Raw genomic sequence first — 23,046 nt, 5'->3', positions numbered from 1 at the left:
GGAATACCGAGCGGTAGGAGGGCCTGGGGTGGAGCAGGGCAGAGCACGCGAGACGGCGGTACCGCCGTCCGGGTCTCCCCGTGTACCCGCACAGGCCCGCGCGGAGGGCGAGCCGTTCGCGTCCGTACGGGGTGAGCACACCCACAGCGAGCCGCCCGCGCCGGAGGTCCGCCGCTATTCCGTACGTGGCCAGATCCTGGAGGCGCTGCGGGCCGCGCTGGTCGACGGTGAGCTGGTGCCGGGCGAGGTGTACTCGGCGCCGGTGCTCGGCGAGCGGTTCGGCGTCTCGGCCACCCCGGTCCGCGAGGCGATGCAGCGCCTGGCCTCCGAGGGCGCCGTCGAGGTCGTCCCGAACCGGGGCTTCCGGGTCACCGAGCGGAGCCCGCGCGAGCTGGCCGAGCTGGCCGAGGTGCGCGCCCTGATCGAGGTGCCGGTGATGCTGCGGCTGGCCCGGTCCGTGCCCGCCGCCCGCTGGGCCGAGCTGCGGCCGCTCGCCGAGGCGACGACCCAGGCGGCGGCGGTGGGCGACCGGGCGGGCTACGCCGAGTCGGACCGCGCCTTCCACCGCGCGGTGCTGGCGCTGGCCGGGAACGAGCAGCTCCTCCTCGTGGCGGAGGATCTGCACCGCCGCTCCCAGTGGCCGCTGACGGCTGCGCCGGTTGCCCGCCGCGCGGAGCTGGTCGCGGATGCGGCGGAGCACTTGGCGTTGCTGGACGCGCTGGTTGCACAGGATCTGACGGTGGTTCAGACCCTGGTGCGGGAGCACTTCACGGGCTCGGCGCTCTGACGCTGCGCGTCGGGTGCGGGTTCGTCGTGGCTGGTCGCGCGCACGCGGCGGAGCCGCACATGTCACAGCCCCGCGCCCCTGAAGATGCCGCTGCGCGGCAATCCCCTGGGCGCCCCGCAGGGGCGCATCTCAGGGGCGCGGGGAACTGCGCGAGCAACCCACCACTCAGCCGCAGACGAAGGCCGGGCCACCCAGGGGCGCGGGGAACTGCGCGAGCAACCCACCACCCAGCCGCAGACGAAGGCCGGGCCACCCAGGGGCGCGGGGAACTGCGCGAGCAACCCACCACTCAGCCGCAGACGAAGGCCGGGCCACCCAGGGGCGCGGGGAACTGCGCGAACAACCCACCACTCAGCCGCAGACGAAGGCCGGGCCACCCAGGGGCGCGGGGAACTGCGCGATCAGCCGAACACCGGCCCGCAGGAGAACGTGACCGTCAGGTCGTTGCCGGGGCGGGGGCCAAGTGGGCCGCCAGCCACGTGGGCACGCCGCCCAGGAGCCGGAACAGCCGCGCCGCCTCCGTCCGCAGCCGCGCCGCCTCCGGCTCCGGCTCGGCCTCCGCCAGGGCGGCCAGCGCCGGGGCCGTGCCGACCAGGTAGCCCAGCTCCTCGCGGATCCGCAGCGACTCGGCGAAGCCGTGTCTCGCCTCCGCCAACTCGCCGTCGCGCAGGGCGAGTCCGGCCAGATGGCGCCAGGTGAAGGAGAGCAGCAGGGTGTCGCCGTGCGCGGTGGCGCCCGCGTGGGCGCGACGGTAGGCGGCGCGGGCGGCCTGTGGCGCGTCCGCCACGTTCTCGGCGAGCAGCCCCCGCCGGAAGTCGAGCAGCGCCCGGCCCCGCGCGGCGGGGGCGATCAGCGCGGCCGCCCGCCCCAGCGCCGAACGGGCCTCGTCGGCACGGTCGCGCACCCCGAGCAGCGTCGAGGCGTACGCGAGCTGGCCGCGCTCGCACGCGGCCGCGCCGCGCTCCTCGTCGTCCCCGGCCACCGCCTCCGCCCCGCGCAGCGCCTCCTCGGCGTCGGCCCAGCCCTCCCCGGTGTACAGACAGCGCTCGGTGAGCAGCGCGGCCCGCTGGAGCGCGGCGGCGGGCCGGGCGGCGTGTGGTTCGAGCAGTGCGGCGGCGTCCGTCCAGCAGCCGCGCGAGCGCAGCCGCCACACCGCGGTCTGGAGCGGATCCCCGTCTTGTGCAGTCGTTCCGGAATCAGACATGGCGGAGTACGCCACGTTGCCCTCCCCGAGCGCGCCATTGAGCCGTTGAGTCCGAGCTGTTGAGCCGTGGGCGAATCTCAGCACGGATTGGCACGCCGGGCCAAGGGCCACGCGTGAATTGGTTCACAAACGGCGGGTTGCGTGCGGTGGGGTGGTGTTCCGGCCCTCTCGCGCCCTCCCCGCGCCCCCCTCCCCGCGCCCCCGTCAGCTCATCCGCAGGGCGAGGAAGAAGTCCAGCTTGTCCTCGAGGCGCGAAAGGTCACGACCCGTCAGTTGCTCGATCCGGCCCACCCGGTAGCGCAAGGTGTTGACGTGCAGATGCAGTCGCGTGGCGCAGCGGGTCCAGGAGCCGTCGCAGTCGAGGAACGCCTCCAGGGTCGGGATGAGCTCGGCCCGGTGGCGCCGGTCGTAGTCGCGCAGCGGGTCGAGCAGCCGGGCCGTGAAGGCGCGCCGGACGTCGTCCGGGACGAACGGCAGCAGCAGGACGTGCGAGGCCAGCTCGTGGTGGCCGGCCGCGCAGACCCGGCCCGGGCGGGCGGCGGCGACCCGGCGGGCGTGCCGGGCCTCCTCCAGGGCGCCGCGCAGCCCCTCCGCCGAGTGCACGGCGGCGCTGACACCCAGTGTCAGGCGCCCGTCGTCGGCGAGGCCCGCCGAGAGCGGCGCCTGGACCGCGGCGAGCAGCACGTCCGCGTGCAGCCCGGCTTCCGTGCCCTCGCCGACGGCGGGCAGCGGCACCAGCGCGATCGCCTCGTCGCCCGCGTGGGCGACCGCGATCCGGTCCGAGGAGTCGGGGCCCGTCACGGCGGGGTCGACCAATATCTCTTCCAGGAGAGCCTGGGCGACCGGGCCGCCCGCGACCTCCGCGGTGGTGGCCGCCGACTGGCTCCAGTCGACCCGGGCCACGATCACCTGCCAGTGCGGCGCCGAGCCGAGGCCCGGCAGCAGCACGGGGGCGGCGACCCGCAGCCGGGCCGCGATCTCGGCGGGCGCGGCGCCGGTCTGCACCAGCTCCAGGACCTCCTGGGCGAGCCGGCGGCGTACCGTACGGGCCGCGTCGCGGCGGTCGCGCTCCACGGCGATCAGCTGGGTGACGCCCTGGAGCAGGTCGAGCCGGGCGGCGGGCCAGTCGCCCGCGTCCGCCTCGACGGCGAGCAGCCAGTCCGACAGGACCGTCTCGCGCACGTCACGGGCGGCCGGGGCGGCCCCGCGCCCGCTGTGGCGGATCGGGAACAGCGAGTACGTGGTGCCGTCGACCACGGCCCGGTGCGGGCCCCGGCGGCCGGTGCGGGTCGCGCCGAGGTGTTCACCCGCGAGAGTGGCGCCGAGGGCCGGGGGGAGCGGCTCGCCCGCGCCCGCGATCTCCCGCCCGGTGGGGGAGAGGACCCAGGCCCGCAGGTCCAGGTCGGAGCCGAGCAGGTCCAGGACGACCTCCGGGCCGCCGCCGGCGGGTCCCGACGTCATCAGCCGCCGGTGGCGGTCCACGACCGCCGCCAGGTCCCCGGCCCGCTCGCCCGACACCTGGCGCACCACGTGCTCGGTGATGGTGGCGAAGGCCACCGACTCGTTCACCGCGAACAGCGGCAGCCGGTGCTGTGCACAGGCACGGATCAAGTCATCCGGGATCGCGCCCAGCTCGGCCTCGCCGGCCGCCAGGCCGACGACCCCGGCCCCGGCCAGGATCCGCACGAATGGCTCGGAATCGTCGGCGTCGCGGCGCCAGGCGAGGCCGGTGAGGACCAGCTCGCCGCCGGAGAGATAGCGGCTCGGATCGCGCAGGTCAGTGGTCATCACACCGCGTACGGTGCGGTCCAGCTCGTCCTCGCCGCCGAGCAGCCGCAGCCCCAGCGCGTCGGTCTCCAGAAGTGCGCGCAGCCGCATCGCGTGTCGCCGCCGATCTGTCTTGTTGTTGCCGGTGGAAAGCGGTGGGGTAACTGAGCACCGCCTTTCATACGAATCTACAAGACGTAGATGGAGACCAGCCAACTCCTTCATGGTTTCGGTGACTGCACCCCGATGGAGCGAGGCTTGTGTACTGAGGCCACACAGCGTTAACACACATGAACGACTTCATCAGCCAGGGCCTGCCGTCCCCGGGACCCGCGCGAACGACCCCGATTGAGAAGAAGAGAGCCACTCATGGACTTCCTTCGCCCCGCCAGCTGGGAGGAGGCGCTCGCCGCCAAGGCCGAGCACCCCACGGCTGTGCCCATTGCGGGTGGCACCGATGTGATGGTCGAGATCAACTTCGACCACCGCCGGCCCGAGTACCTTCTGGACCTGAACCGCATCGAGCTGCTGCGCGCGTGGGAGGTCGGCGAGGAGACCGTACGGCTCGGCGCGTCCGTGTCGTACACCCAGATCATGGAGAACCTGCGGGCCGAGCTGCCGGGCCTGGCGCTCGCCTCGCACACCGTCGCCTCCCCGCAGATCCGCAACCGCGGCGGCGTGGGCGGCAACCTCGGCACCGCCTCCCCGGCCGGTGACGCCCACCCGGCGCTGCTCGCCGCGGGCGCCGAGGTCGAGGTGGAGTCGGTCCGCGGCTCCCGGCTGATCCCGATCGACGCGTTCTACACCGGTGTGAAGCGCAACGCGCTGGCGCCGGACGAGCTCATCAAGACCGTCCACATCAAGAAGGCGGACGGCCCCCAGCAGTACTCCAAGGTCGGCACCCGCAACGCGATGGTCATCGCGGTCTGCGCCTTCGGCCTGGCGCTGCACCCCGAGACCCGGACGGTCCGCACCGGCATCGGCTCGGCCGCCCCGACCCCGGTGCGCGCCACCGCCGCCGAGGAGTTCCTGAACGCCGCGCTCGACGAGGGCGGGTTCTGGGAGAGCGGCAAGATCATCACTCCCTCGATCGCCAAGCAGTTCGCGGAGCTCGCCTCGGCCTCCTGCAACCCGATCGACGACGTACGAGGCACCGCCAAGTACCGCCGGCACGCCGTGGGCATCATGGCCCGCCGCACGCTCGGCTGGACCTGGGAGCAGTACCGCGGCACCGGCCGCTCGCTTGAAGGAGCTGCATAACCATGCGCGTCAATTTCACGGTCAACGGCCGCAAGCAGGAAGCCGACGACGTCTGGGAGGGCGAGAGCCTTCTCTACGTCCTGCGCGAGCGCATGGGTCTTCCGGGTTCGAAGAACGCCTGTGAGCAGGGCGAATGCGGCTCCTGCACGGTCCGCCTGGACGGCGTGCCGGTCTGTTCCTGTCTGGTCGCGGCCGGTCAGGTCGAGGGCCGCGAGGTCGTCACCGTCGAGGGCCTGGCCGACTACGCCAAGCACCGGGAGGACGCCCACCCCGGCGGCGGCTGCGCCTCCGGCGCCTGCGGCACCTCCATCGACGCCGCCCAGCGCTGGCAGGCCAAGCCCCAGGACAGCCAGACTGGAGGAGCCGGGGAGCTGTCCCCGATCCAGCAGGCGTTCATCGACGCCGGCGCCGTCCAGTGCGGTTTCTGCACCCCGGGCCTGCTCGTCGCGGCCGACGAGCTCCTGGAGCGCAACGCCTCCCCGTCCGACCAGGACATCCGCGAGGCCCTCTCCGGCAACCTCTGCCGCTGCACCGGTTACGAGAAGATCCTCGACGCGGTCCGCCTGGCGGCCGCCCGTCAGGAGGAGGCAGTCTGATGGGCATCACGGGTACCCCCACCAACGTCACCCAGGGTTCCAAGACCAAGGGCGGCATCGGCGAGTCGACGCTGCGCCCCGACGGCACCCTCAAGGTCACCGGCGAGTTCGCGTACTCCTCGGACATGTGGCACGAGGACATGCTCTGGGGCCAGACGCTCCGCTCCACGGTCGCCCACGCCGAGATCAAGTCGATCGACATCTCCGAGGCCGTCGCGATGCCCGGCGTCTACGCCGTGCTGACCTACGACGACCTGCCGGCCGAGATGAAGAACTACGGCCTGGAGCTCCAGGACACCCCGGTCCTGGCCCACGGCAAGGTCCGCCACCACGGTGAGCCGGTCGCCCTCGTGGCCGCCGACCACCCGGAGACCGCGCGCCGCGCCGCCGCCAAGATCAAGATCGAGTACGTGGAGCTGCCGCTCATCACGGACGAGGCGTCCGCGACGGCCCCCGACGCGGTCCTGGTCCACGAGGGCCGCACCGACGAGTACATCCACCACGTCCCGCACCCGAACATCGTGCACCGCCAGCCGATCATCCGGGGCAACGCGGACGAGGCCGCCAAGAAGGCCGACGTCATCGTCAAGGGCGAGTACACCTTCGGCATGCAGGACCAGGCCTTCCTCGGCCCGGAGTCCGGCCTCGCCGTGCCGTCCGAGGACGGCGGCGTCGAGCTGTACGTCGCCACCCAGTGGCTCCACTCGGACCTGGAGCAGATCGCCCCCGTCCTCGGCCTGCCCGAGGAGAAGGTGCGCATGACGCTCTCCGGCGTCGGCGGTGCCTTCGGCGGCCGCGAGGACATCTCGATGCAGATCCACGCCTGTCTGCTGGCGCTGCGCACGGGCAAGCCCGTCAAGATCGTCTACAACCGGTTCGAGTCCTTCTTCGGCCATGTGCACCGCCACCCGGCGAAGCTCTACTACGAGCACGGCGCCACCAAGGACGGCAAGCTCACGCACATGAAGTGCAAGATCGTCCTGGACGGCGGCGCCTACGCGTCGGCCTCCCCGGCGGTCGTCGGCAACGCCTCCTCGCTCTCGGTCGGCCCGTACGTCGTCGACGACGTCGAGATCGAGGCCATCGCGCTCTACTCCAACAACCCGCCCTGCGGCGCCATGCGCGGCTTCGGCGCGGTCCAGGCGTGCTTCGCGTACGAGGCGCAGATGGACAAGCTGGCGGCCAAGCTGGGCATGGACCCAGTCGAGTTCCGGCAGCTGAACGCCATGGAGCAGGGGACGATCATGCCGACCGGCCAGCCGGTCGACTCCCCGGCCCCGGTGGCCGAGCTGCTGCGCCGCGTCAAGGCCCGCCCGCTCCCGCCCGAGCAGCAGTGGCTCGCCGCCGGTGAGGCCGCGGACGTACGCGCCCTGCCCGGCGGCCTCTCCAACACCACGCACGGCGAGGGTGTCGTGAGGGGCGTCGGCTACGCGGTCGGCATCAAGAACGTCGGCTTCTCCGAGGGCTTCGACGACTACTCCACCGCCAGGGTGCGCATGGAGGTCGTGGGCGGCGAGCCGGTCGCGACCGTGCACACCGCGATGGCGGAGGTCGGCCAGGGCGGTGTCACCGTCCACGCGCAGATCGCCCGCACCGAGCTCGGTGTCACGCAGGTGACCATCCAGCCGGCCGACACCCAGGTCGGCTCGGCCGGTTCGACGTCCGCCTCCCGTCAGACGTACGTGACCGGCGGCGCGGTCAAGAACTCCTGCGAACTGGTGCGCGAGAAGGTCCTGGAGATCGGCCGCCGCAAGTTCGGCTCGTACCACCCGGCCTGGGCCACCGCCGAGCTCCTCCTGGAGGGCGGCAAGGTCGTCACCGACGGCGGCGAGGTCCTCGCGGACCTGGTGGACCTCCTGGAGGACGAGAGCGTGGAGGTCGAGGCCGAGTGGCGGCACCGCCCCACCGTCGCGTTCGACAAGGTCACGGGTCAGGGCAACGGCCACGTCCAGTACTCGTTCGCCGCGCACCGCGCGGTCGTCGAGGTGGACACCGAGCTCGGCCTGGTCAAGGTCGTCGAGCTCGCGGTCGCCCAGGACGTCGGCAAGGCGCTCAACCCGCTGTCCGTCGTCGGCCAGATCCAGGGTGGCACCACCCAGGGCCTGGGCGTGGCGGTCATGGAGGAGATCATCGTCGACCCGGAGACCGCGAAGGTGCGCAACCCCTCCTTCACGGACTACCTGATCCCCACCATCCTCGACACGCCGACCATCCCGGTCGACGTGCTCGAACTCGCCGACGAGCACGCCCCGTACGGGCTGCGCGGCATCGGCGAGGCCCCGACCCTCTCGTCCACCCCGGCCGTCCTCGCGGCGATCCGCAACGCGACGGGTCTGGAGCTGAACAGGACCCCGGTCCGCCCGGAGCACCTCACGGGCACGTAGTCCCCGACCGGGGCGGGGGCGCGAGAAGGACTCCGGGGGACCCGCGTCCCTTGGGCCCCCTCCTCCCACAAGCCCTCCGGGCGGTGCGCGGCTCCCGGGAACGTCACACTTCCCGCCCGCACCGCCCGGAGCACAGAAGTACCGCACCGCTCGCGGTCCTTCGCCCCGTACCACCCGCACCAAAGGCAGTACCCGAATGACCAGCACCACTCCCGTACCGCGGTACCGCGACCGGTACCCCCGCAGTACGCGGAAACGTTCGTCTCGGGCCGTCCCCCGGGTCGTGCAGCCCACGCACCATCCCAAATCCCGCAGCTTGTCCGACTGAGATCTCAAGTCTTATGCGGGTGCCCCTTTGAACCTTGGGAGTAGGCACCATGACCCAGCAGTCCGTGGAGCCGAAGACCACCGCCGAGGAGGCGGGCTCCGGCTCGCGCGTCCCCGCCGGCAGGTCTTGGCTCGACCGGTACTTTCACATAACGGACAGAGGATCCACGGTCGCGCAAGAGGTGCGCGGCGGCATCACCACCTTCATGGCGATGTGCTACATCCTGCTGCTCAACCCGCTGATCCTCTCGACGCCCGACGTCGACAAGCACACGCTGGGCCATGCGGGCCTGGTGACGGCCACCGCCCTCGCGGCCGCGGCCAGCACGCTGCTGATGGGCTTCATCGGCAAGGTCCCGCTCGCGCTGGCCGCCGGACTGAACGTCTCCGCGGCCCTGACCACCCAGGTGGTCCCCAACATGACCTGGCCGCAGGCCATGGGCATGTGCGTCATGTACGGCGTGGTCATCATGCTGCTGGTCGTCACCGGCCTCCGTGAGATGATCATGAACGCCATCCCGCTGCCCCTCAAGCACGCCATCACCATGGGCATCGGCATGTTCGTCGCCCTGCTCGGCCTGGTGAAGGCCGGCTTCGTCGGCAAGGGCCAGGGCGGCCCCGTTACCCTCGGCGCCACGGGCGAGCTGGTCGGCTGGCCGGTCCTCTTCTTCGCGGTGACCCTGCTCCTGATCTTCGCCCTCCAGGCGCGCAACATCCCCGGCGCGATCCTGATCGGCATCGTGACCGGCACGGTCCTCTCGCTCATCGTCACCAAGGTCGCCGGGCTGAGCGACAAGGACTGGGGCGGCCTCGCGCCCGGTCTGGACGGCAGCGCGGTCGCCAAGCCCGACTTCGGGCTCTTCGGCGACGTCGAGTTCGGCGGCTGGGGTCAGATCGGCGCCATCAGCGTCGGCATGATCGTCTTCACCCTTGTCCTGGCCGGTTTCTTCGACGCGATGGCCACGATCATCGGCGTCGGCCAGGAGGCCAAGCTCGCCGACGACAAGGGCCGGATGCCGGGCCTGTCCAAGGCGCTGTTCATCGACGGCGCCGGCGGCGCGATCGGCGGCGTCTCCGGCGCCTCCGGCCAGACCGTCTTCATCGAGTCGGCCACCGGCGCCGGCGAGGGTGCCCGCACGGGCCTCTCCTCGGTCGTCACCGGCCTGTTCTTCGCGGCCTGCCTCTTCTTCACCCCGCTCACCCAGCTGGTCCCGGCCCAGGTGGCCGCCGCGGCCCTGGTCGTGATCGGCTCGATGATGATGAGCGCGGCGCGGCACGTCGACTGGAACGACCGCTCGGTGTCGATCCCGGTGTTCCTCACCGTGGCCCTGATGCCGTTCACGTACAACATCACCGCCGGTGTCGGCGCGGGTGTCATCTCCTACACCGTCATCAAGGCGGCGCAGGGCAAGTGGCGGGAGATCGGAGGGTTCATGTGGGCCCTGTCCGGCATCTTCCTCGTCTACTTCGCGCTCAGCCCCATCGAGAGCTGGCTGGGCGTCAAGTAGGCCACGACCAGGGCGTACGACCGACGTCCTCCACACGTTTTCGATCCGTAAGGAGACCGAGATGCTGGACATCGCCGAAGAGCTCAACCGGTGGGTCGAGCAGGGCCGCACCTTCGCCGTCGCCACCGTGGTGGCGGTGGGCGGCAGCGCGCCCCGCCAGCCGGGTGCGGCGCTCGCCGTCGACGGCGAGGGCACGGCGATCGGGTCGGTCTCGGGCGGATGTGTGGAGGGCGCGGTCTACGACCTGTGCCGGCAGGCACTGGCGGACGGCGAGCCCGTCCTCGAACGCTTCGGCTACAGCGACGAGGACGCGTTCGCGGTCGGCCTGACCTGCGGCGGAATCATCGACATCCTGGTCACGCCGGTACCCGCCGACTCGCCGTCCCGGGCGGTGTTCGCGACGGCCCTGGCGTCCGCCGCGGACGGGCGGGCGGCGGCGCTCGCCCGCGTCACCGAGGGCCCGTCCGACCTGGTCGGCCGCCCCCTGCTGGTCAACCCCGACGGTACGTACGAGGGCGCCCTCGGCGGCCACCCCGAGCTGGACCGGGCGGTGGCGGGGGAGGCGCGGGCCATGCTGGACGCGGGCCGCACGGGCACGCTGACGCTGGGCGCGGACGGCCGGCTGTGCGGGCAGCCGCTCACTCTCCTGGTCGAGTCGAGCGTCCCGCCGCCGCGGATGATCGTCTTCGGTGCGATCGACTTCGCCTCGGCGCTGGTGCGGGTGGGGAAGTTCCTCGGCTACCGGGTCACGGTGTGCGACGCGCGGCCCGTGTTCGCCACGCCGGTCCGCTTCCCGGAGGCGGACGAGATCGTGGTGGAGTGGCCGCACCGGTACCTGTCGTCGACGGAGGTCGACGCGCGTACGGTGCTGTGCGTCCTGACCCACGACGCCAAGTTCGACGTGCCGCTGCTTGAGCTGGCGCTGCGGCTGCCGGTGGCGTACGTGGGTGCGATGGGCTCGCGCCGTACGCACGAGGACCGCAACGCGCGGCTGCGCGAGGTCGGCGTGACGGAGCTGGAACTGGCCCGTCTGCGCTCCCCGATCGGCCTCGACCTCGGCGCGCGTACGCCGGAGGAGACGGCGCTGTCGATCGCGGCGGAGATCGTGGCGAGCCGGCGCGGCGGGAGTGGCGTGTCGCTGACGGGTGCGCACACCCCGATCCACCGGGAGGGACCGGAGTCCCGGGTGGGGCGGATCGGGTCGGTGGCGTAAGTTTCCCCGCGACGCCCCATCCCTGCTGGGGGCTCCACCCCCAGACCTCCGGTTTGCCTGCGGGCCGGTGGAGGCTGGTCGCGCAGTTCCCCGCGCCCGTCAGCTGCCGCCGCGCGGCATTTAAGGGGCGGACGCGAGCGCGTCCCCCACCTCCGTCCGCGCGTACAGCACCACCCTCCCCGCCCGAGCCCGGCTCACCAGCCCCGTCCGGTGCAGCACGGACAGGTGGTGGGAGACCGCACTCGGCGTGACGGACAGGCGCCGGGCCAACTCCGTCGTCGACGCCGGACCGTCGAGGGACAGGAGCAGGGCCGCTTTCGGCGCGCCGACCAGCGACGCCAGCGCACCCGGCGGCCGTGGCGGCCGTGCCTCCCACAGAGTGCCGACCCCCCGCGCCGGATACGCGATCGTCGGCGGCTCCAACGGCCCCACCGGACTGATCGTGTGCTGCGCGAAGAGCGTCGGCACCAGCCAGAATCCCCGCCCCTCCACCGCCGCCCCCAACTCCAGGTCCCGGTGGACGAAGAGCGTCAGCTCCCCGCCCCGCCACACCGCCGTCGGATCCAGCGACGTGAGCAGCGCCGCCGCCCCGTCCCGGGCGAGCAGCCGCGCCCGCCACACCATGTCCGCCTCCAGGACGGCCCGCATCCGCGACCAGTGCGGCGCTATCGCCAGCTCCCAGTACGCCTCCAGCACATCCGCCACCGCGTCCCGCAACCCGCGCGGATCCGGGGCGAGTTCGGCGAGCCGGGGCGGCAGGGGCCGCCCCGCGTACGCCGTCCGTACGTCCGCGAGCGCCTTCGACGGCGCCGTCGCCCGCACCCGCCGCAGCTCTTCCCGCACGTCCGGCAGCGGCGTGTGGGGCCGTGGCGTGATGAAGTCCGGCAGCCAGCCGCTGCCGCGCACCACCAGCTCTCCGAGCAGAGCGGCGTCCAGGCCGTCGGCCTCCTCCAGCGCCGCCCGGGTGCGCCGCACCCACGGCAGGTGCAGCGCGTACTTGTCCGAGCGCCGCAGCGCCCAGAGGCTGGTCGCGGTCTCCAGGAGCGGCGAGCAGGCGAAGCGCATGTCGGCGAGGTCGTCGACGTCGAGTCGGTAGCTGAGCATTGAGGCCCAGCCTAAATCTCTGTCGGTGCGCGGCGGAAGGCCGTTGGGTGGAGGGCATGCCCTCCACCTCCTCCCGGGTGGCAGCCCTGCTGCCGCCCCGCGGCCCCCTGCGCGCGTACGCCCTCACCACCCTCGTCGACTGGATCGGCAACGGCCTCTTCCACACCGGCGCCGCCCTGTTCTTCACCCGGGTCGTCGGGCTCGGCGCCACCCAGGTTGGCCTCGGCCTGACGATCGCCGCCCTGCTCGGACCCGCCGTCGCCGTCCCGGCCGGGCGGCTCGGCGACCGGTTCGGCCACCGCCAGGTCTATCTGGCCACCGTGGTCGTACGGGCCGTCGCCTTCGCCGGGTACCTGCTCGTCGACGGCTTCGCCGCCTTCCTCGCCGTCGTCTGCGTGATCGCCCTCGCCGAGAGCGCGTCACGGCCGGTCCGGGGCGCCTACCTCGCCCGCATCGCGGACGACTCGGCGCTGGTCGCGGTCAGCGCGTACACCCGGGTGATGCTCAACATCGGCTTCTCGCTGGGCAGTCTGGGCGCGGGCGCCGCCCTGGCCGCCGACTCCCGTACCGCCTACGCGGCCCTCGTCCTGGGCAACTGCCTCTCGTACGCGATCGTCGCCGCCATCGTGCTCCGGATGCCGGACGACGGCCCGCGTGCGGCACCGGCGGCGGCCGACCGGCCCGCCAACCGCCGAGGCGCCCTGCGCGACCGCCGCTTCCTCGCCCTCGCCGCGCTCTCCGGACTGCTCTACATCAACGCCGACATCCTCAACCTCGGCCTCCCGTTGTGGATTTCGTCCCGTACGCACGCGCCGACCTGGACGGTCGCGGTGCTGATGCTGCTCAACACCGCGCTGGTGATCCTGCTCCAGGTGCGGGCCGCGCGCGGCAGCGACACCGTCGCGGGGGCGGCGCTCGCGGGCCGGCGCGCCGGCTGGGCGCTGCTCGCCGCCTGCGCGGTGACGGCCACCACGGCCGCGCTCCCGCCGGTCCCCGCCGTGCTGGTGCTCGCGGTCGGCGTGGCCCTGCTGACGGCCGGCGAGCTGCTCTCCTCGGCGAGCGGCTGGGGCATCTCGTACGGCCTCGCCGACCCGCAGCGACAGGGCGAGTTCCTGGGCGCCTGGAGCCTCGGCTCCGACCTGGCGAGGGCGGGCGGCCCGCTCCTGGTCGCGGCCCTGGTCACACACGGGGGAGCGCCGGGCTGGCTGCTGCTCGGCACCCTGTTCCTGGCGGCCGGGACCGTCACCGTGCCGCTCGCCGGGCGCGGAGCCGTCGACCGCGGCAAGGTGACGGCCGGTTCACCCGGCTGAGCCGCCCCGGATAAATACGGATGACTGCCCGATTCGGCCGGGTTAGTGTCGAGGAATGGATCAGCTGCGCTTCCGCGACGTTCCCGAAGCCCATGTCGACCGCGCCCTCGCACTCGGATACCTCGTCTTCCACGAACGGCCCGAGGACGAGGAGATCCGCAAGTACCACCGCGAGGCACTCCTCGACTGCGACCGGGTGGGGGCCTACGACGGTGACGTCCTCGTCGGCTTCCTCGCCGCCTTCCGGTTCACGATCTCCGTCCCCGGCGGTGAACTCCCTTGCCCCGGGCTCACGTTCGTGTCCGTGGCTCCCACTCACCGCCGCCGGGGCGTCCTCACCGGCATGATGGCCGAGCTCTTCCGCCGTGCCGCTGGTGAGGGGCGGCCGGTGGCCGCGCTGTGGGCCTCCGAGGCCGCCATCTACGGCCGCTTCGGCTACGGTTCAGCCACCCACGGCGCCACCGTGGAGATCGACTCCAGCCGTCCGCTCGCCCTGCGCATCGCCCCGGACGAGCGTCCGCTGCGGCTGGTCGACCCGCTGGACGCCCCTGCGCTCCTCGGGCCGTACTACGACGCGACCCGCGCCCGCACACCCGGCCGGATCGCCCGCGACGCGGTCCGCTGGCGCAAGGAGTGGCTGGCCGACAAGGACGAGGACGACGACGAGCTGAGCCCGCCGAGGATCGTGGCGCTCGGCGCCCCGGACGAGCCGCTCGGCGGGTACGCGGTGTACCGCACCAAAGGCGGTGACGACGACGCCGGTACGCCCGGTCTGGTCCGCGTCGACGAGCTGGAGGCCGACACCCCGGCGGGTGCGGCCGCGCTTTGGCGGTATCTGGCCGCGATCGACCTGACCGGCCGGGTCCGGTACTGGGGCGGCGCCCCGGACGACCCGCTGCACCACTTCGCCGCCGACCGCGACCAGGTCCGCGTCACCCAGACGTTCCCGGCGCTGTGGCTGCGCCTGCTCGATGTGCCCGCCGCGCTCACCGCGCGCTCCTGGGCGGCCCCGGCGGACCTGGTCGTCGAGGTGCGCGACGAGCGCGTACCGGCCAATGCGGGCCGCTTCCGGCTCACGGTCGCGCCGGGACCGGACGCCGACACGGACCCCGCGGCGTACACCGCCTCGTGCGAACCGACGGACGCCCGGCCCGACCTGGCCCTGGACGTGCGCGACCTCGGCGCCTGCTACCTCGGCGGCACCGACCCGCGCCACCTCGTGGCGGCGGGCCTGATCACCGAGCACACCCCGGGCGCGGCGGAGGCCCTGGGCGCGGCGCTGCGCACGGACCGACTCCCGCACACCGTCGACGAGTTCTGACCCGCGACAGGCCCTAGGGCGTGTTGCAAAAGTGTATGCGTTGGCGGACGTGGCGTAGTACTCCTGGGGAAACATAGAGACACGTTTGTTCTCACTTGGAGTCGTCGATGACCGTTCGCCGTGTCGTGCCCAACATCCAGTCGGAGGCCGCGCAGGAGAGCCGGGAGTTCTATGGCCTGCTGGGCTTCGAGGAGGTCATGAACCACGGCTGGATCATGACGCTCGCCTCCCCGTCCACCCCGGCAGCGCAGATCAGCGTCATGACCAGTGACAAGGCCGCGCCTGTCACCCCCGACATGAGCGTCGAGGTGGACGACGTGGATGCGGCTTATGCGGTCATGCGGGAGAGCGGTGCGGAGATCGTGCACCCCTTGCAGGATGAGGAGTGGGGCGTGCGGCGGTTCTTCGTCCGCGACCCCAGCGGACGGGTGGTCAACGTGCTGGGCCACCGCTGACGGCTTCTTCCGCACCCCTGGTGAAAGTGCGGGTCACAGCCACTCATTGATGGCCGCGACCAAGACGGTTACTTCGTAGCGGACGGCGAGCTTCTCGCAGCGTGTGGCCACTGCCCGGTGCCTTTTGAGGCGGTTGATGCCGCACTCCACCGCGTGCCGCTCGCGATAGTCGATCTTGTCGAACTTCGGCGGGCGGCCGCCGCGCGAGCCGCGCTTCTTGCGGTGGGCCGCCTGGTCGGCCTTGTCCGGGATGGTGCAGCGGATTCCGCGCCGCCGCAGGTAGGCACGGTTCTTGCGGGAGGCGTAAGCCTTGTCGGCGCGGACTCGGCTGGGGCGGGTCCGTGGCCGTCCGGCGCCCGGGCGCGCGACGCGGACCTTCTTCAGGACCGGCTCGAACTGCGGGGAGTCGCCGTGCTGTCCGGCCGTGATCACGATGGACATGGGCTTCTGGCCCTGCTCGACGGCCAGGTGCAGCTTGGTGGTCAGGCCGCCGCGCGAGCGGCCGAGGCCGTGGTCGTCCGGCTCGACGCCGATCCCGCCGGGCGGCTCCTTCTGCAGGTCCCCCTTTTCCGCGCCCCGGCGGCGTGCTGGTGGGCCCGGCAGACGGTGGAGTCGATGTTGAGGTCCCAGGTGATGAGCTCCCTGGCGTCGGCCTGGGCCTGCAGTTCCGCGAAGATCCGCTGCCAGGTGCCGTCCCGCTGCCAGCGGCGGAACAGGTCGTACGACCTGGCCCAGGGCCCGTACCGCTCCGGCACGTCCCGCCACGGGACGCCGGTACGGGTACGAAACCGTATGCCGTCGATCAGCTGCCGCCTGGTCCATATCGGTGGACGCCCCGGCTTCTTGCCCTTGGGCAACAGCGGCTCCAGACAGGCCCACTGCGCATCCGTCAGATCTCCACCTGCCACAAAGCAAGATCATCTCACCTCAAGATCCACTTTCGATACGCGCCCTAGGCGGACTCGGGCGGGGTGTCGGACGTCGGCGAATACGGCTTGATGTCGAGCACCGGCGTGCCGTCGACCAGGTCCACGCCGTCGAAGTGGAGCACGTTGCCCTTCACTTCGCGGATGCGGACCAGGCTCAGGCCGATGCGGTTGTGCCGGTTGGGCGTACGGGTGGCGTAGACGCCGGTCGTGCGTCCGCTCTGCTCCCAGCCGCGCGGCACGACCTGGAGCGGTGCGGTCTCCTCGTCGGTCTGGTCGTGCAGCCAGGTCAGCAGCCATACGTACCAGCCGTCGGCGAGGCCGTCGAGGCCTGCTGCGTACGGCTCGTAGAGCACGACGTGGCCCTGGTCCCCGTAGGCCAGGGTCGCCTGCGGCGGAGCCTCCTGGGGCCGGGCGTACTCCGTCACGACATAGCCGATCGGCGACAGCGGAACGACCGCGTCGGCGCCGAGAGGGGCGGGCCGGTGGGACACCACGTATCTCCTCACACTGGGGAACCACGTCTCAACACTGGGGAACCACGTCCACCAAGCAGAACGACAGCACATGCTGAACGACACCCCGCGCAGTTCCGCCGCGGACCGCCTGAAACGCGCCGATTGTGCGGCAGTTGAGAGACAGGCGACTGACAATCAATAACGCTGACAATATAGTGGGCAGCCGGGAGGTAGGGCCCGAGTCGTCGGGCCGGTCCGAGGAGGCAGCCCCGTGAGACTGAGTCCGCCGTTACCCGAACCGCCGGGCATAGCCGCCGCCGTGCTCTGGCTCCCGTCCCGCCGTCTGGACACCGCACGGGCGGTGGCGGACGGGCGGCTCGACCAGGAAACCGCCGACCGGCTCGGCTACCGCGCGCTGAGCGAGAGCCCCGACCGGGCAGCCCCCGAGATGGCCGTGCTCGCGGCCCAGAAGGCGCTCGCCGACGCGGGCTGGTCCGGCGACGACCTCGGCCTGGTCGTCCACTCCTGGATCTACCACCAGGGCCACGACTTCTGGTCCGCGCCGCACTACGTGGCCCACGGCATCGGCGCCCGCCACGCGACCCCGCTCGGGGTGCAGCAGACCTCCAACGGAGGCGTGGCCGCCCTGGAAGTGGCCGCCGCCCGCCTCGCCCTGGACCCCACGGTCAACCGGTGCCTGGTGACCACCGCCGACCGGTTCGTGGAGCCCGGCTTCGACCGCTGGTCCGGCGACATCGACGTGGCGTACGGGGACGCGGCCACCGCGCTGCTCCTCGACCGCGACGCGGGCCCCTACCGGCTGCTCGCCATCGCCTCCGTGAGCGTCCCCGAGTACGAGGTGCTCTACCGGGGCGACGACGCCTTCACCCCGGCGCCGCACAGCGCGTACGACACGATCAGCGCGCGGCGCACCAAGCTGGCCTTCCGGGCGGGCGGCGGCTGGCCGAAGTTCGTCGCCGTGCTGCGCCGCTCGGTGCAGCGGGTGGTGCTCGACGCCATCGCGGACGCCGGGCTGACCCCGGCCGACCCCCGGCTGCGCCACCTCGTCCTGCCCCGCCTCAGCACCGGCGCGCTCACCCAGTTCTACGGGCCCTCCCTCCACGAACTCGCCCTGCCCCACACCGAACTCCTCGACCTGGGCCGCGACACCGGGCACCTCGGTGCCGGGGACGTCACGGCCAACCTCGCCACCCTCCAGGCGGACGACCGGCTCGCGCCGGGCGAGGTGGCGCTGTTCCTCAGCGCCGGCAACGGCTTCACCTGGTCCTGCGTCGCGATATCCCACGAATAGCCCGCCGGGCGTCACACCCGTCGGCCTCGGAACGTCTTTTCCGTGCGGGATTCCCGTACGGCCCGTACATCTTCCACAGTGAGAGGTGCAGTCGAGTGACGATGCGAAACGAGGCACTGGTCATCGGTGCCGGTGTGGCCGGACTGACCACGGCGGTGTGCCTGGCCGAGCGCGGCCACACGGTCCGGGTCGTCGCCGAGCGCGCGCCCCGGCAGACCACGTCGGCCGTGGCCGGGGCGATCATCGGCGGCCCGGCGATCGCCGACGAGACCGAGGCGGAGGCCAAGTTCGCGCCGACGGTGATCACCCGGCCCTGGCACCAGGCGAGCCTGGCCGAGTTCACCGCGCTGGCCAAGCAGCCCGACAGCGGCGTCCGTCTGACCCGGGGCCGCCTGGTCAACCGGCAAGCCGCCGGCGGCCACGAGTGGGCCGCCCATCTGCCCGGCTACGCGCCGTGCGGCGAGGAGGAGAGCGGCGGATTCCCGGTGGCCTTCCGGGTCGAGCTGCCGATCGTGGACATGCCCGTGTACTTGGAGTACCTGGCCTCCCGCGTCACCGCGGCCGGGGGCAGTGTCGAGGTGGGCGTGGTGGACTCGCTGGAGGCGGCGGCCGCCGAGGCGCCGCTCGTCGTCAACTGCACGGGGGTGGGGGCGCGCGCCCTGGCCGACGACCCGAAGGTCTTCCCGGTCCGCGGCCAGCACGTGATCGTGGAGAACCCGGGGATCGACGAGTTCTTCTTCGAGCAGAACCCCGGCCCGAACTCGACGAGTTACTTTCCGCACGGACGCCGTCTGGTGTGCGGCGGCACCGCCGAGCGCGAGGTGTGGAGCATGGAGCCGGACCCGGCCCGGACGGAGGAGATCCTGGCGCGCTGCATCGCCGTGGAGCCCCGGATCGCCGGGGCGAAGGTCACCGGCGTCGAGGTCGGCCTGCGCGCGTCACGCCCGCAGACCCGCCTCGAAGTGGAGACCGTCGGCTCCGCGCGGGTGATCCACAATTACGGCCACGGCGGCATCGCGGTCGGCCTCTCCTGGGGCTGCGCCCAGGACGTGCTGCGGCTGGCGCTCGGCGGCGCCGCCGCCGAAGTCGTCTCATGACGGCGGGCCTGGCGGACGGCCCGGGTCTGCAGACGCTCTCGGCCGGTGCCACCGTCCTGCTGAAGCGGCTCGACGCGCTCCTGGAGGGCTGGGGGACGGGCAGCGGCGCGGCCCCCATGATCATGCCGCCGCTGCTGCCGGTCGCCGCGCTCTCCCGCCTCGACGTGTACGACAACTTCCCGCACCAGGCGCTCGTGGTGAGCACCCTGGACCTGACGCTGCATCAACCAGGCGTACAGCACGAGCAGTTCATGCCCGGCGCCCTCGAACCCGCGCTCTTCGGGCTCCCCTCGGCCGCCTGCTTCGCCGTCTACCTCCACCACGAGGGCCGCGCCCTTCCCGACGGTACGACGGTGACCGTGCTCGGGCGCTGCTTCCGCAGTGAGGAGCACTACGACGGGCTGCGGCGCCTCCTCGGCTTCCATATGCGCGAGATCGTGGCGCTCGGCTCGCACGAGTTCACCCAGGAGCACCTGCGCGGCTTCGAGGAGCGGATCACCGCCCTGGCGGACGCGCTCGGCCTCACCATGCGCAAGGAGGCCGCGACCGACCCCTTCTACGACCGGGGCGGACAGCGGGCGCTGCTCCAGCGGCTCTCGCCCGTCAAGCACGAGTTCATCGTCGACGACCTGGCGATAGCCTCGCTCAACGTCCACCGCAACTTCTTCGGCGAGCGGTGCGGCATCACCCTGGACACCACCGGCCAGGCCGCCCACACCAGTTGCGCCGCCTTCGGCCTGGAGCGCTGGCTGTCGGTGCTGTACGCCCGGTACGGCAGCTGGGAGGCGGCGACGGAGGCCGTGGAGAAGGCTGCCGTGGCACTCGGCGCGGCGGACCGGACCGGCGGGGCCGAGCGGTGAGCGCGGCCGCCGCCGAGCTGACGGAGGTCGTCGCCTGGATCGGCAGGCGCCACCCGGAGGCGGCCGGGATCGGCCCGGACGACGATCTGATCGAGAGCCGGCTCATCGACTCGCTGGGATTCCTGGAGTTCATCGTGCTGATCGAGCGGCTCAGCGGGCGGCCCGTCGACGTCGAGAACCTCGACCTCGACGACTTCCGCTCGCTGAGCCGGATCGAGCGGGCGTTCTTCAGTGGCCGGGACCGTCGGCCGTCGGATCGTAGCTCGGCGGGCTGATCAGCGGGTACACCTCGAAGTCCAGGTGCAGTCCGGCGGGGCTGCGGTACAGCAGCTGCATCAGCTGCTCGTGCGACTCGACGTCGTAGATGTTGAGCCCCGCCGAGGCGCCGACCAGGATCCAGCGGTCCTTGATCAGCCCCTTCTCCTCCAGCTCCTGGGTGTACCGGAAGCCCTCGGCCAGCTTCTGCTGGAACTCCTCGATGCTGATGCCGACCGGGGCCCGCTTGGCTATCACCGCGAACAGCGCCATGGATGTCTCTCCTCCAGTTGTCGTTCGGTTGCCCTCAGTTGAGTGGTTTCGGGGCTTCCTGGTCCACGGGCGGCCCGGCGGGCATCCGCATGGCACGGTCGGAGCGGGCGAAGCGCGCCCGCGCGAGGGTGCCGACGATCGACACCGGTACGGTCGCGGCGGCCGCGATGGCGAACAGCAGCCCGAAGTCGCCGCGTCCCGCGAGCGGGCCGACGGCGGCCGTGCTGATGGCGGCGCCGGTGAAGACCGAGCAGGCGATGAGCGCGGTGGCGCTGCCGCGCACCTCGGGCGCGGCGGCCTCCAGGATCCATGCCTGGAGCGCGGACTGGCCGACGGCGAGGGCGAGTCCGGCGAGCGCGCTGGCGACCAGGATGCCCGCGACGGACTGGGTGAGCGCGGCCGTGAGATAGCCCGCGAGGAGCATGCCGGTGCCCCAGCCGAACATGCCCGCGCCGGTCGCCCGGGCGTCGACGGCCCGGACCACCACACTGCCGCCGATGGCCGCCACACCGTACGCGCTGGTCACCAGGCCCGACATCAGGACGCTGCTGCCGTGCTTCTGGAGGGCCGCGTTGAAGAAGTTGAACAGGCCCATCATCGCCGCGCCCTCGACGAAGGTGAACGGGATGAAGAAGCGGAACCAGCCGTCCCCGAGCACCTGCGCGAACCGCTGCCGTACGCTCGGCCCGCCTACGGTCTTCACCCGGGGCGCCTCCGGGAGCCGGGTGTACACCAGGGCGAGCAGCGGCGCCGCCACGGCCGGGATGAGCAGCGGCGAGCGCCAGTCGAGCAGATCGGTCAGCGCGCCGGCGACCACGGTCGCGGAGGCGGCGCCGACCGCGCTGGAGGACATCAGCGCAGCCATCGTGCGCTGGCGGCGCTCCATCGGGATGTGGTCGCCCACATACGCGACGGTCACCGGGATGAGCGCGGCGGCGAACCCGCCGGCGATCGCGCGGCCCGCGATCAGCAGCGCCACATTGGGCGCCAGGGCCGCCGCCAGGTCCGCGACGCCCAGCCCGACCAGCGCGGTCTGCAGCACCCGCACCCGGCCCACCCGGTCGGAGACCGTGCCGTGCACCGGCTGCATGATGCCGACCATCGCCAGATAGCCGGTGAGGGCGAGCGTGGTGGTGCCCAGACTGACGTCGAGGTCCTTGGAGACGGGGACCAGGATCGGGTTGATGACGACGAGGTCGAAGTCGAGCAGGAAGAAACCGGCGCACAGGACGGCCACGACCCCGCGGTCGGTGAGTCTCCCGCCCGTCGGACCGGCCCTCATCGGGCGGCCGCCCGGACGGCGACGCACGACCAGCTGAACCCGCCGCCCAGGCTGAGCAGCAGCGCCACCTCGCCCTCGGCGAGCCGCTTCTCGGCGTGCAGGGCGGCCAGGTTGGCGGCGGAGTCCCCGGCGCCCAGGTGCCCGGTCCCGCCGCCCAGGTTGAGGACCTCGGCGTGGCGCAGCCCCAGGCGCTCGACGGCCGGGTGGAAGAACTCCTCCAGCGGCCCGGCGCCGAGCCGGGGGAGCGTGAGGAACCGCACCCGGGGGTCGTCGGGGGCCAGCCCCGCCTCGGTGAGCGCGGTGTTCACCACGTCGACCACGGCCTCGATGAGCGCCGCGTCGAACCCGGGCTCGGCCCCGGAGGCGACGAACGCCCGCTTGGTGCGGCGCACGTCGACCTGGGGCAGGGTGCGCGGCATCGAGCTGAACTCGTCGTCGCCGCGGTGCATCGTCTCGTACTCAGAACGGGCCACGGTGGCCACCGAGAGCAGCTCGTACGGGCCCTGGGCGCGGTCCAGGAGCAGGGCGGTCCCGGCGTCGCCGTAGACGAGTTCGTAGTCACCGAGCCAGCGGTCGAAGGCGGGCGGCAGGAAGCGGTCGCCCGTGGTGACCGCGGCGCGGGCCACACCCGGGTCCGCGATCATGCGGGCGGCGGCGACTTCGAGTGCGGCGGCTCCGCCGTTGCACATCTGCTGCACGCCCACGGCGATGGCGGTCGAGGCGCCGATGTGGTGGGCGACGTAGTTGGCCGGGGACCAGAAGTCGTGGCCCTGGTGGTAGGTCCAGGCGTGCGCCACCATGCCGATCCCCGCCCCGTCCCACCCGGCGGCCGCCAGCGCGTCGGTGGCGGCGAGGACCGCCATCTCCGGCGCCGCGTGGTCGGGGCTGACGGTCACTTCGCGGTAGCCGAGGCGGGTCGCGGTCTCCTCGTCGACCCGGCCGGCCGCCAGCGCGGCCTCGGTGGTGTCGCGGCGGTCCGGGAGCCAGAGCGTCGCGGCCGCGATCCGCAGCGGCGTGGATAAGGGCGGGGACAGACGCACTGGGTCCTCCCGGAAGGGCCCCGGAGGGCATCGTCAGTGATGCGGATTATCAGCGAGAGTCTTCTCTACCTCGGGATGCCGCGTCAAGGGCCGAAAGGCGCAAGTCGCGCGCTTCGGGGGCCCGTCGCGCGCCCGGCCGGAGCCCCCGGGAACGCACCGTGTGCGGAGCGTCAACGGCCGCCGTCTCCGGCCGCCGACCATGCGCCCCTTTTGTGGCGTATACGACCTTACGCCCGAACCCCTCGTGGACGGCCGATAGTGCGCGCTCCCGGCGGGCCGCGCCGCCCACCCCTCCGCCCGCCCCGGC

The 23,046-nt window shown here is 72.6% G+C and carries 21 protein-coding genes; 13 read left to right on the top strand and 8 right to left on the bottom strand.

Features of this window, described 5'->3' with window-relative positions; all coding sequences use genetic code 11:
* Window positions 1–28 precede the first annotated feature (28 nt).
* The gene (locus AB0G17_RS13470; RefSeq protein WP_361380415.1) at window positions 29–787 is read left to right on the top strand and encodes a GntR family transcriptional regulator; all 759 of its coding nucleotides are present in this window, start codon (window positions 29–31) and stop codon (window positions 785–787) included.
* 436 nt (window positions 788–1,223) lie between these two features.
* Here AB0G17_RS13470 and AB0G17_RS13465 read toward each other — a convergent pair whose 3' ends face one another.
* Complete coding sequence (locus AB0G17_RS13465) at window positions 1,224–1,991, bottom strand: hypothetical protein (RefSeq protein ID WP_361380412.1); 768 nt, start codon at window positions 1,989–1,991, stop codon at window positions 1,224–1,226.
* A 204-nt stretch (window positions 1,992–2,195) separates the two neighbouring features.
* Window positions 2,196–3,869 carry a PucR family transcriptional regulator ligand-binding domain-containing protein gene (locus AB0G17_RS13460; RefSeq protein WP_361380409.1) on the bottom strand — a complete coding sequence of 558 codons (1,674 nt, stop codon included), beginning with the start codon at window positions 3,867–3,869 and terminating at the stop codon, window positions 2,196–2,198.
* Between the two features lie 258 nt (window positions 3,870–4,127).
* On the opposite strand from AB0G17_RS13460, the gene AB0G17_RS13455 reads away from it, so the two are divergent.
* The 5 genes from AB0G17_RS13455 (at window position 4,128) to AB0G17_RS13435 (ending at window position 11,046) form a co-directional block, all read left to right on the top strand.
* Window positions 4,128–5,018 carry a xanthine dehydrogenase family protein subunit M gene (locus AB0G17_RS13455; protein WP_361380406.1) on the top strand — a complete coding sequence of 297 codons (891 nt, stop codon included), beginning with the start codon at window positions 4,128–4,130 and terminating at the stop codon, window positions 5,016–5,018.
* Window positions 5,019–5,020: 2 nt separating this feature from the next.
* The gene (locus AB0G17_RS13450) at window positions 5,021–5,614 is read left to right on the top strand and encodes a (2Fe-2S)-binding protein (protein WP_361380403.1); all 594 of its coding nucleotides are present in this window, start codon (window positions 5,021–5,023) and stop codon (window positions 5,612–5,614) included.
* On the top strand, window positions 5,614–7,998 hold the full coding sequence (locus AB0G17_RS13445; protein WP_361380400.1) for a molybdopterin cofactor-binding domain-containing protein: 2,385 nt from the start codon (window positions 5,614–5,616) through the stop codon (window positions 7,996–7,998). Before AB0G17_RS13450 ends, AB0G17_RS13445 begins: the two co-directional genes overlap by 1 nt.
* Before the next feature lie 377 nt (window positions 7,999–8,375).
* Window positions 8,376–9,833, top strand: a complete 1,458-nt coding sequence (locus AB0G17_RS13440) for an NCS2 family permease (protein WP_361380397.1) — start codon at window positions 8,376–8,378, stop codon at window positions 9,831–9,833.
* A gap of 61 nt (window positions 9,834–9,894) precedes the next feature.
* The gene (locus AB0G17_RS13435; RefSeq protein WP_361380394.1) at window positions 9,895–11,046 is read left to right on the top strand and encodes an XdhC/CoxI family protein; all 1,152 of its coding nucleotides are present in this window, start codon (window positions 9,895–9,897) and stop codon (window positions 11,044–11,046) included.
* A 120-nt stretch (window positions 11,047–11,166) separates the two neighbouring features.
* Here AB0G17_RS13435 and AB0G17_RS13430 read toward each other — a convergent pair whose 3' ends face one another.
* On the bottom strand, window positions 11,167–12,150 hold the full coding sequence (locus tag AB0G17_RS13430; protein WP_361380391.1) for a DUF5937 family protein: 984 nt from the start codon (window positions 12,148–12,150) through the stop codon (window positions 11,167–11,169).
* Between the two features lie 56 nt (window positions 12,151–12,206).
* Between AB0G17_RS13430 and AB0G17_RS13425 the strand changes: the two genes are divergently transcribed.
* The 3 genes from AB0G17_RS13425 to AB0G17_RS13415 all read left to right on the top strand — a co-directional run bounded on the left by AB0G17_RS13425 (window position 12,207) and on the right by AB0G17_RS13415 (window position 15,236).
* Window positions 12,207–13,460: an MFS transporter gene (locus AB0G17_RS13425; RefSeq protein ID WP_361380388.1), complete on the top strand. Its 1,254-nt coding sequence runs from the start codon at window positions 12,207–12,209 to the stop codon at window positions 13,458–13,460.
* Window positions 13,461–13,515: 55 nt separating this feature from the next.
* Complete coding sequence (locus tag AB0G17_RS13420; protein ID WP_361380386.1) at window positions 13,516–14,781, top strand: GNAT family N-acetyltransferase; 1,266 nt, start codon at window positions 13,516–13,518, stop codon at window positions 14,779–14,781.
* A 107-nt stretch (window positions 14,782–14,888) separates the two neighbouring features.
* Window positions 14,889–15,236 (top strand): VOC family protein, encoded by a 348-nt coding sequence (locus AB0G17_RS13415; protein ID WP_361380383.1) that lies wholly within the window; start codon window positions 14,889–14,891, stop codon window positions 15,234–15,236.
* Between the two features lie 33 nt (window positions 15,237–15,269).
* On the opposite strand, the gene AB0G17_RS13410 is transcribed toward AB0G17_RS13415, so the two are convergent.
* Together AB0G17_RS13410 and tsaA are read right to left on the bottom strand one after the other, a co-directional pair.
* Window positions 15,270–16,144, bottom strand: a protein-coding gene (locus AB0G17_RS13410; protein WP_361380380.1) for an IS5 family transposase whose coding sequence is annotated in 2 segments (ribosomal slippage) — window positions 15,270–15,754 and window positions 15,754–16,144 — 876 coding nt in all. Because the reading frame shifts where the segments join, the coding sequence is not laid out codon by codon here.
* Window positions 16,145–16,188: 44 nt separating this feature from the next.
* On the bottom strand, window positions 16,189–16,656 hold the full coding sequence (tsaA, locus tag AB0G17_RS13405; protein WP_361380377.1) for a tRNA (N6-threonylcarbamoyladenosine(37)-N6)-methyltransferase TrmO: 468 nt from the start codon (window positions 16,654–16,656) through the stop codon (window positions 16,189–16,191).
* A gap of 235 nt (window positions 16,657–16,891) precedes the next feature.
* Here tsaA and AB0G17_RS13400 point away from each other — a divergent pair, with 235 nt between their 5' ends.
* The 4 genes from AB0G17_RS13400 to AB0G17_RS13385 all read left to right on the top strand — a co-directional run bounded on the left by AB0G17_RS13400 (window position 16,892) and on the right by AB0G17_RS13385 (window position 20,164).
* Complete coding sequence (locus AB0G17_RS13400) at window positions 16,892–17,932, top strand: ketoacyl-ACP synthase III family protein (RefSeq protein WP_361380374.1); 1,041 nt, start codon at window positions 16,892–16,894, stop codon at window positions 17,930–17,932.
* Between the two features lie 101 nt (window positions 17,933–18,033).
* A complete protein-coding gene (locus AB0G17_RS13395) occupies window positions 18,034–19,029 on the top strand; it encodes an FAD-dependent oxidoreductase (protein ID WP_361380622.1) in 996 nt (331 codons plus the stop codon).
* The gene (locus AB0G17_RS13390; RefSeq protein WP_361380371.1) at window positions 19,026–19,889 is read left to right on the top strand and encodes a hypothetical protein; all 864 of its coding nucleotides are present in this window, start codon (window positions 19,026–19,028) and stop codon (window positions 19,887–19,889) included. Before AB0G17_RS13395 ends, AB0G17_RS13390 begins: the two co-directional genes overlap by 4 nt.
* On the top strand, window positions 19,886–20,164 hold the full coding sequence (locus tag AB0G17_RS13385) for an acyl carrier protein (protein ID WP_361380368.1): 279 nt from the start codon (window positions 19,886–19,888) through the stop codon (window positions 20,162–20,164). The genes AB0G17_RS13390 and AB0G17_RS13385 overlap by 4 nt, the downstream gene beginning before the upstream one ends.
* Here the strand turns inward: AB0G17_RS13385 and AB0G17_RS13380 are convergent.
* From AB0G17_RS13380 to AB0G17_RS13370, 3 genes are read right to left on the bottom strand one after another with little or no spacing between them, the layout of a single operon-like run.
* Entirely contained in the window at window positions 20,118–20,417 is a 300-nt protein-coding gene (locus tag AB0G17_RS13380) for a muconolactone Delta-isomerase family protein (protein WP_361380365.1), read from the bottom strand. The genes AB0G17_RS13385 and AB0G17_RS13380 overlap by 47 nt on opposite strands.
* 34 nt (window positions 20,418–20,451) lie before the next feature.
* The gene (locus tag AB0G17_RS13375; RefSeq protein ID WP_361380362.1) at window positions 20,452–21,654 is read right to left on the bottom strand and encodes an MFS transporter; all 1,203 of its coding nucleotides are present in this window, start codon (window positions 21,652–21,654) and stop codon (window positions 20,452–20,454) included.
* Between the two features lie 41 nt (window positions 21,655–21,695).
* Entirely contained in the window at window positions 21,696–22,739 is a 1,044-nt protein-coding gene (locus AB0G17_RS13370; protein ID WP_361380359.1) for a 3-oxoacyl-[acyl-carrier-protein] synthase III C-terminal domain-containing protein, read from the bottom strand.
* Window positions 22,740–23,046: the final 307 nt, after the last annotated feature.

The sequence above is a fragment of the Streptomyces sp. NPDC023838 genome (assembly GCF_040639555.1).
Classification (GTDB): Bacteria; Actinomycetota; Actinomycetes; order Streptomycetales; family Streptomycetaceae; genus Streptomyces.
This window is presented reverse-complemented; position numbering and strand designations above follow the sequence as displayed.

What these genes read in the sequence shown, in the direction of transcription:
- AB0G17_RS13465 (WP_361380412.1), bottom strand. Translation starts at nt 1,991, where the DNA reads ATGTCTGATTCCGGAACGACTGCACAAGACGGGGATCCGCTCCAGACC.
- AB0G17_RS13460 (WP_361380409.1), bottom strand. Translation starts at nt 3,869, where the DNA reads ATGCGGCTGCGCGCACTTCTGGAGACCGACGCGCTGGGGCTGCGGCTG.
- AB0G17_RS13455 (WP_361380406.1), top strand. Translation starts at nt 4,128, where the DNA reads ATGGACTTCCTTCGCCCCGCCAGCTGGGAGGAGGCGCTCGCCGCCAAG.
- AB0G17_RS13450 (WP_361380403.1), top strand. Translation starts at nt 5,021, where the DNA reads ATGCGCGTCAATTTCACGGTCAACGGCCGCAAGCAGGAAGCCGACGAC.
- AB0G17_RS13445 (WP_361380400.1), top strand. Translation starts at nt 5,614, where the DNA reads ATGGGCATCACGGGTACCCCCACCAACGTCACCCAGGGTTCCAAGACC.
- AB0G17_RS13440 (WP_361380397.1), top strand. Translation starts at nt 8,376, where the DNA reads ATGACCCAGCAGTCCGTGGAGCCGAAGACCACCGCCGAGGAGGCGGGC.
- AB0G17_RS13435 (WP_361380394.1), top strand. Translation starts at nt 9,895, where the DNA reads ATGCTGGACATCGCCGAAGAGCTCAACCGGTGGGTCGAGCAGGGCCGC.
- AB0G17_RS13430 (WP_361380391.1), bottom strand. Translation starts at nt 12,150, where the DNA reads ATGCTCAGCTACCGACTCGACGTCGACGACCTCGCCGACATGCGCTTC.
- AB0G17_RS13425 (WP_361380388.1), top strand. Translation starts at nt 12,207, where the DNA reads ATGCCCTCCACCTCCTCCCGGGTGGCAGCCCTGCTGCCGCCCCGCGGC.
- AB0G17_RS13420 (WP_361380386.1), top strand. Translation starts at nt 13,516, where the DNA reads ATGGATCAGCTGCGCTTCCGCGACGTTCCCGAAGCCCATGTCGACCGC.
- AB0G17_RS13415 (WP_361380383.1), top strand. Translation starts at nt 14,889, where the DNA reads ATGACCGTTCGCCGTGTCGTGCCCAACATCCAGTCGGAGGCCGCGCAG.
- AB0G17_RS13395 (WP_361380622.1), top strand. Translation starts at nt 18,034, where the DNA reads ATGCGAAACGAGGCACTGGTCATCGGTGCCGGTGTGGCCGGACTGACC.
- AB0G17_RS13390 (WP_361380371.1), top strand. Translation starts at nt 19,026, where the DNA reads ATGACGGCGGGCCTGGCGGACGGCCCGGGTCTGCAGACGCTCTCGGCC.
- AB0G17_RS13380 (WP_361380365.1), bottom strand. Translation starts at nt 20,417, where the DNA reads ATGGCGCTGTTCGCGGTGATAGCCAAGCGGGCCCCGGTCGGCATCAGC.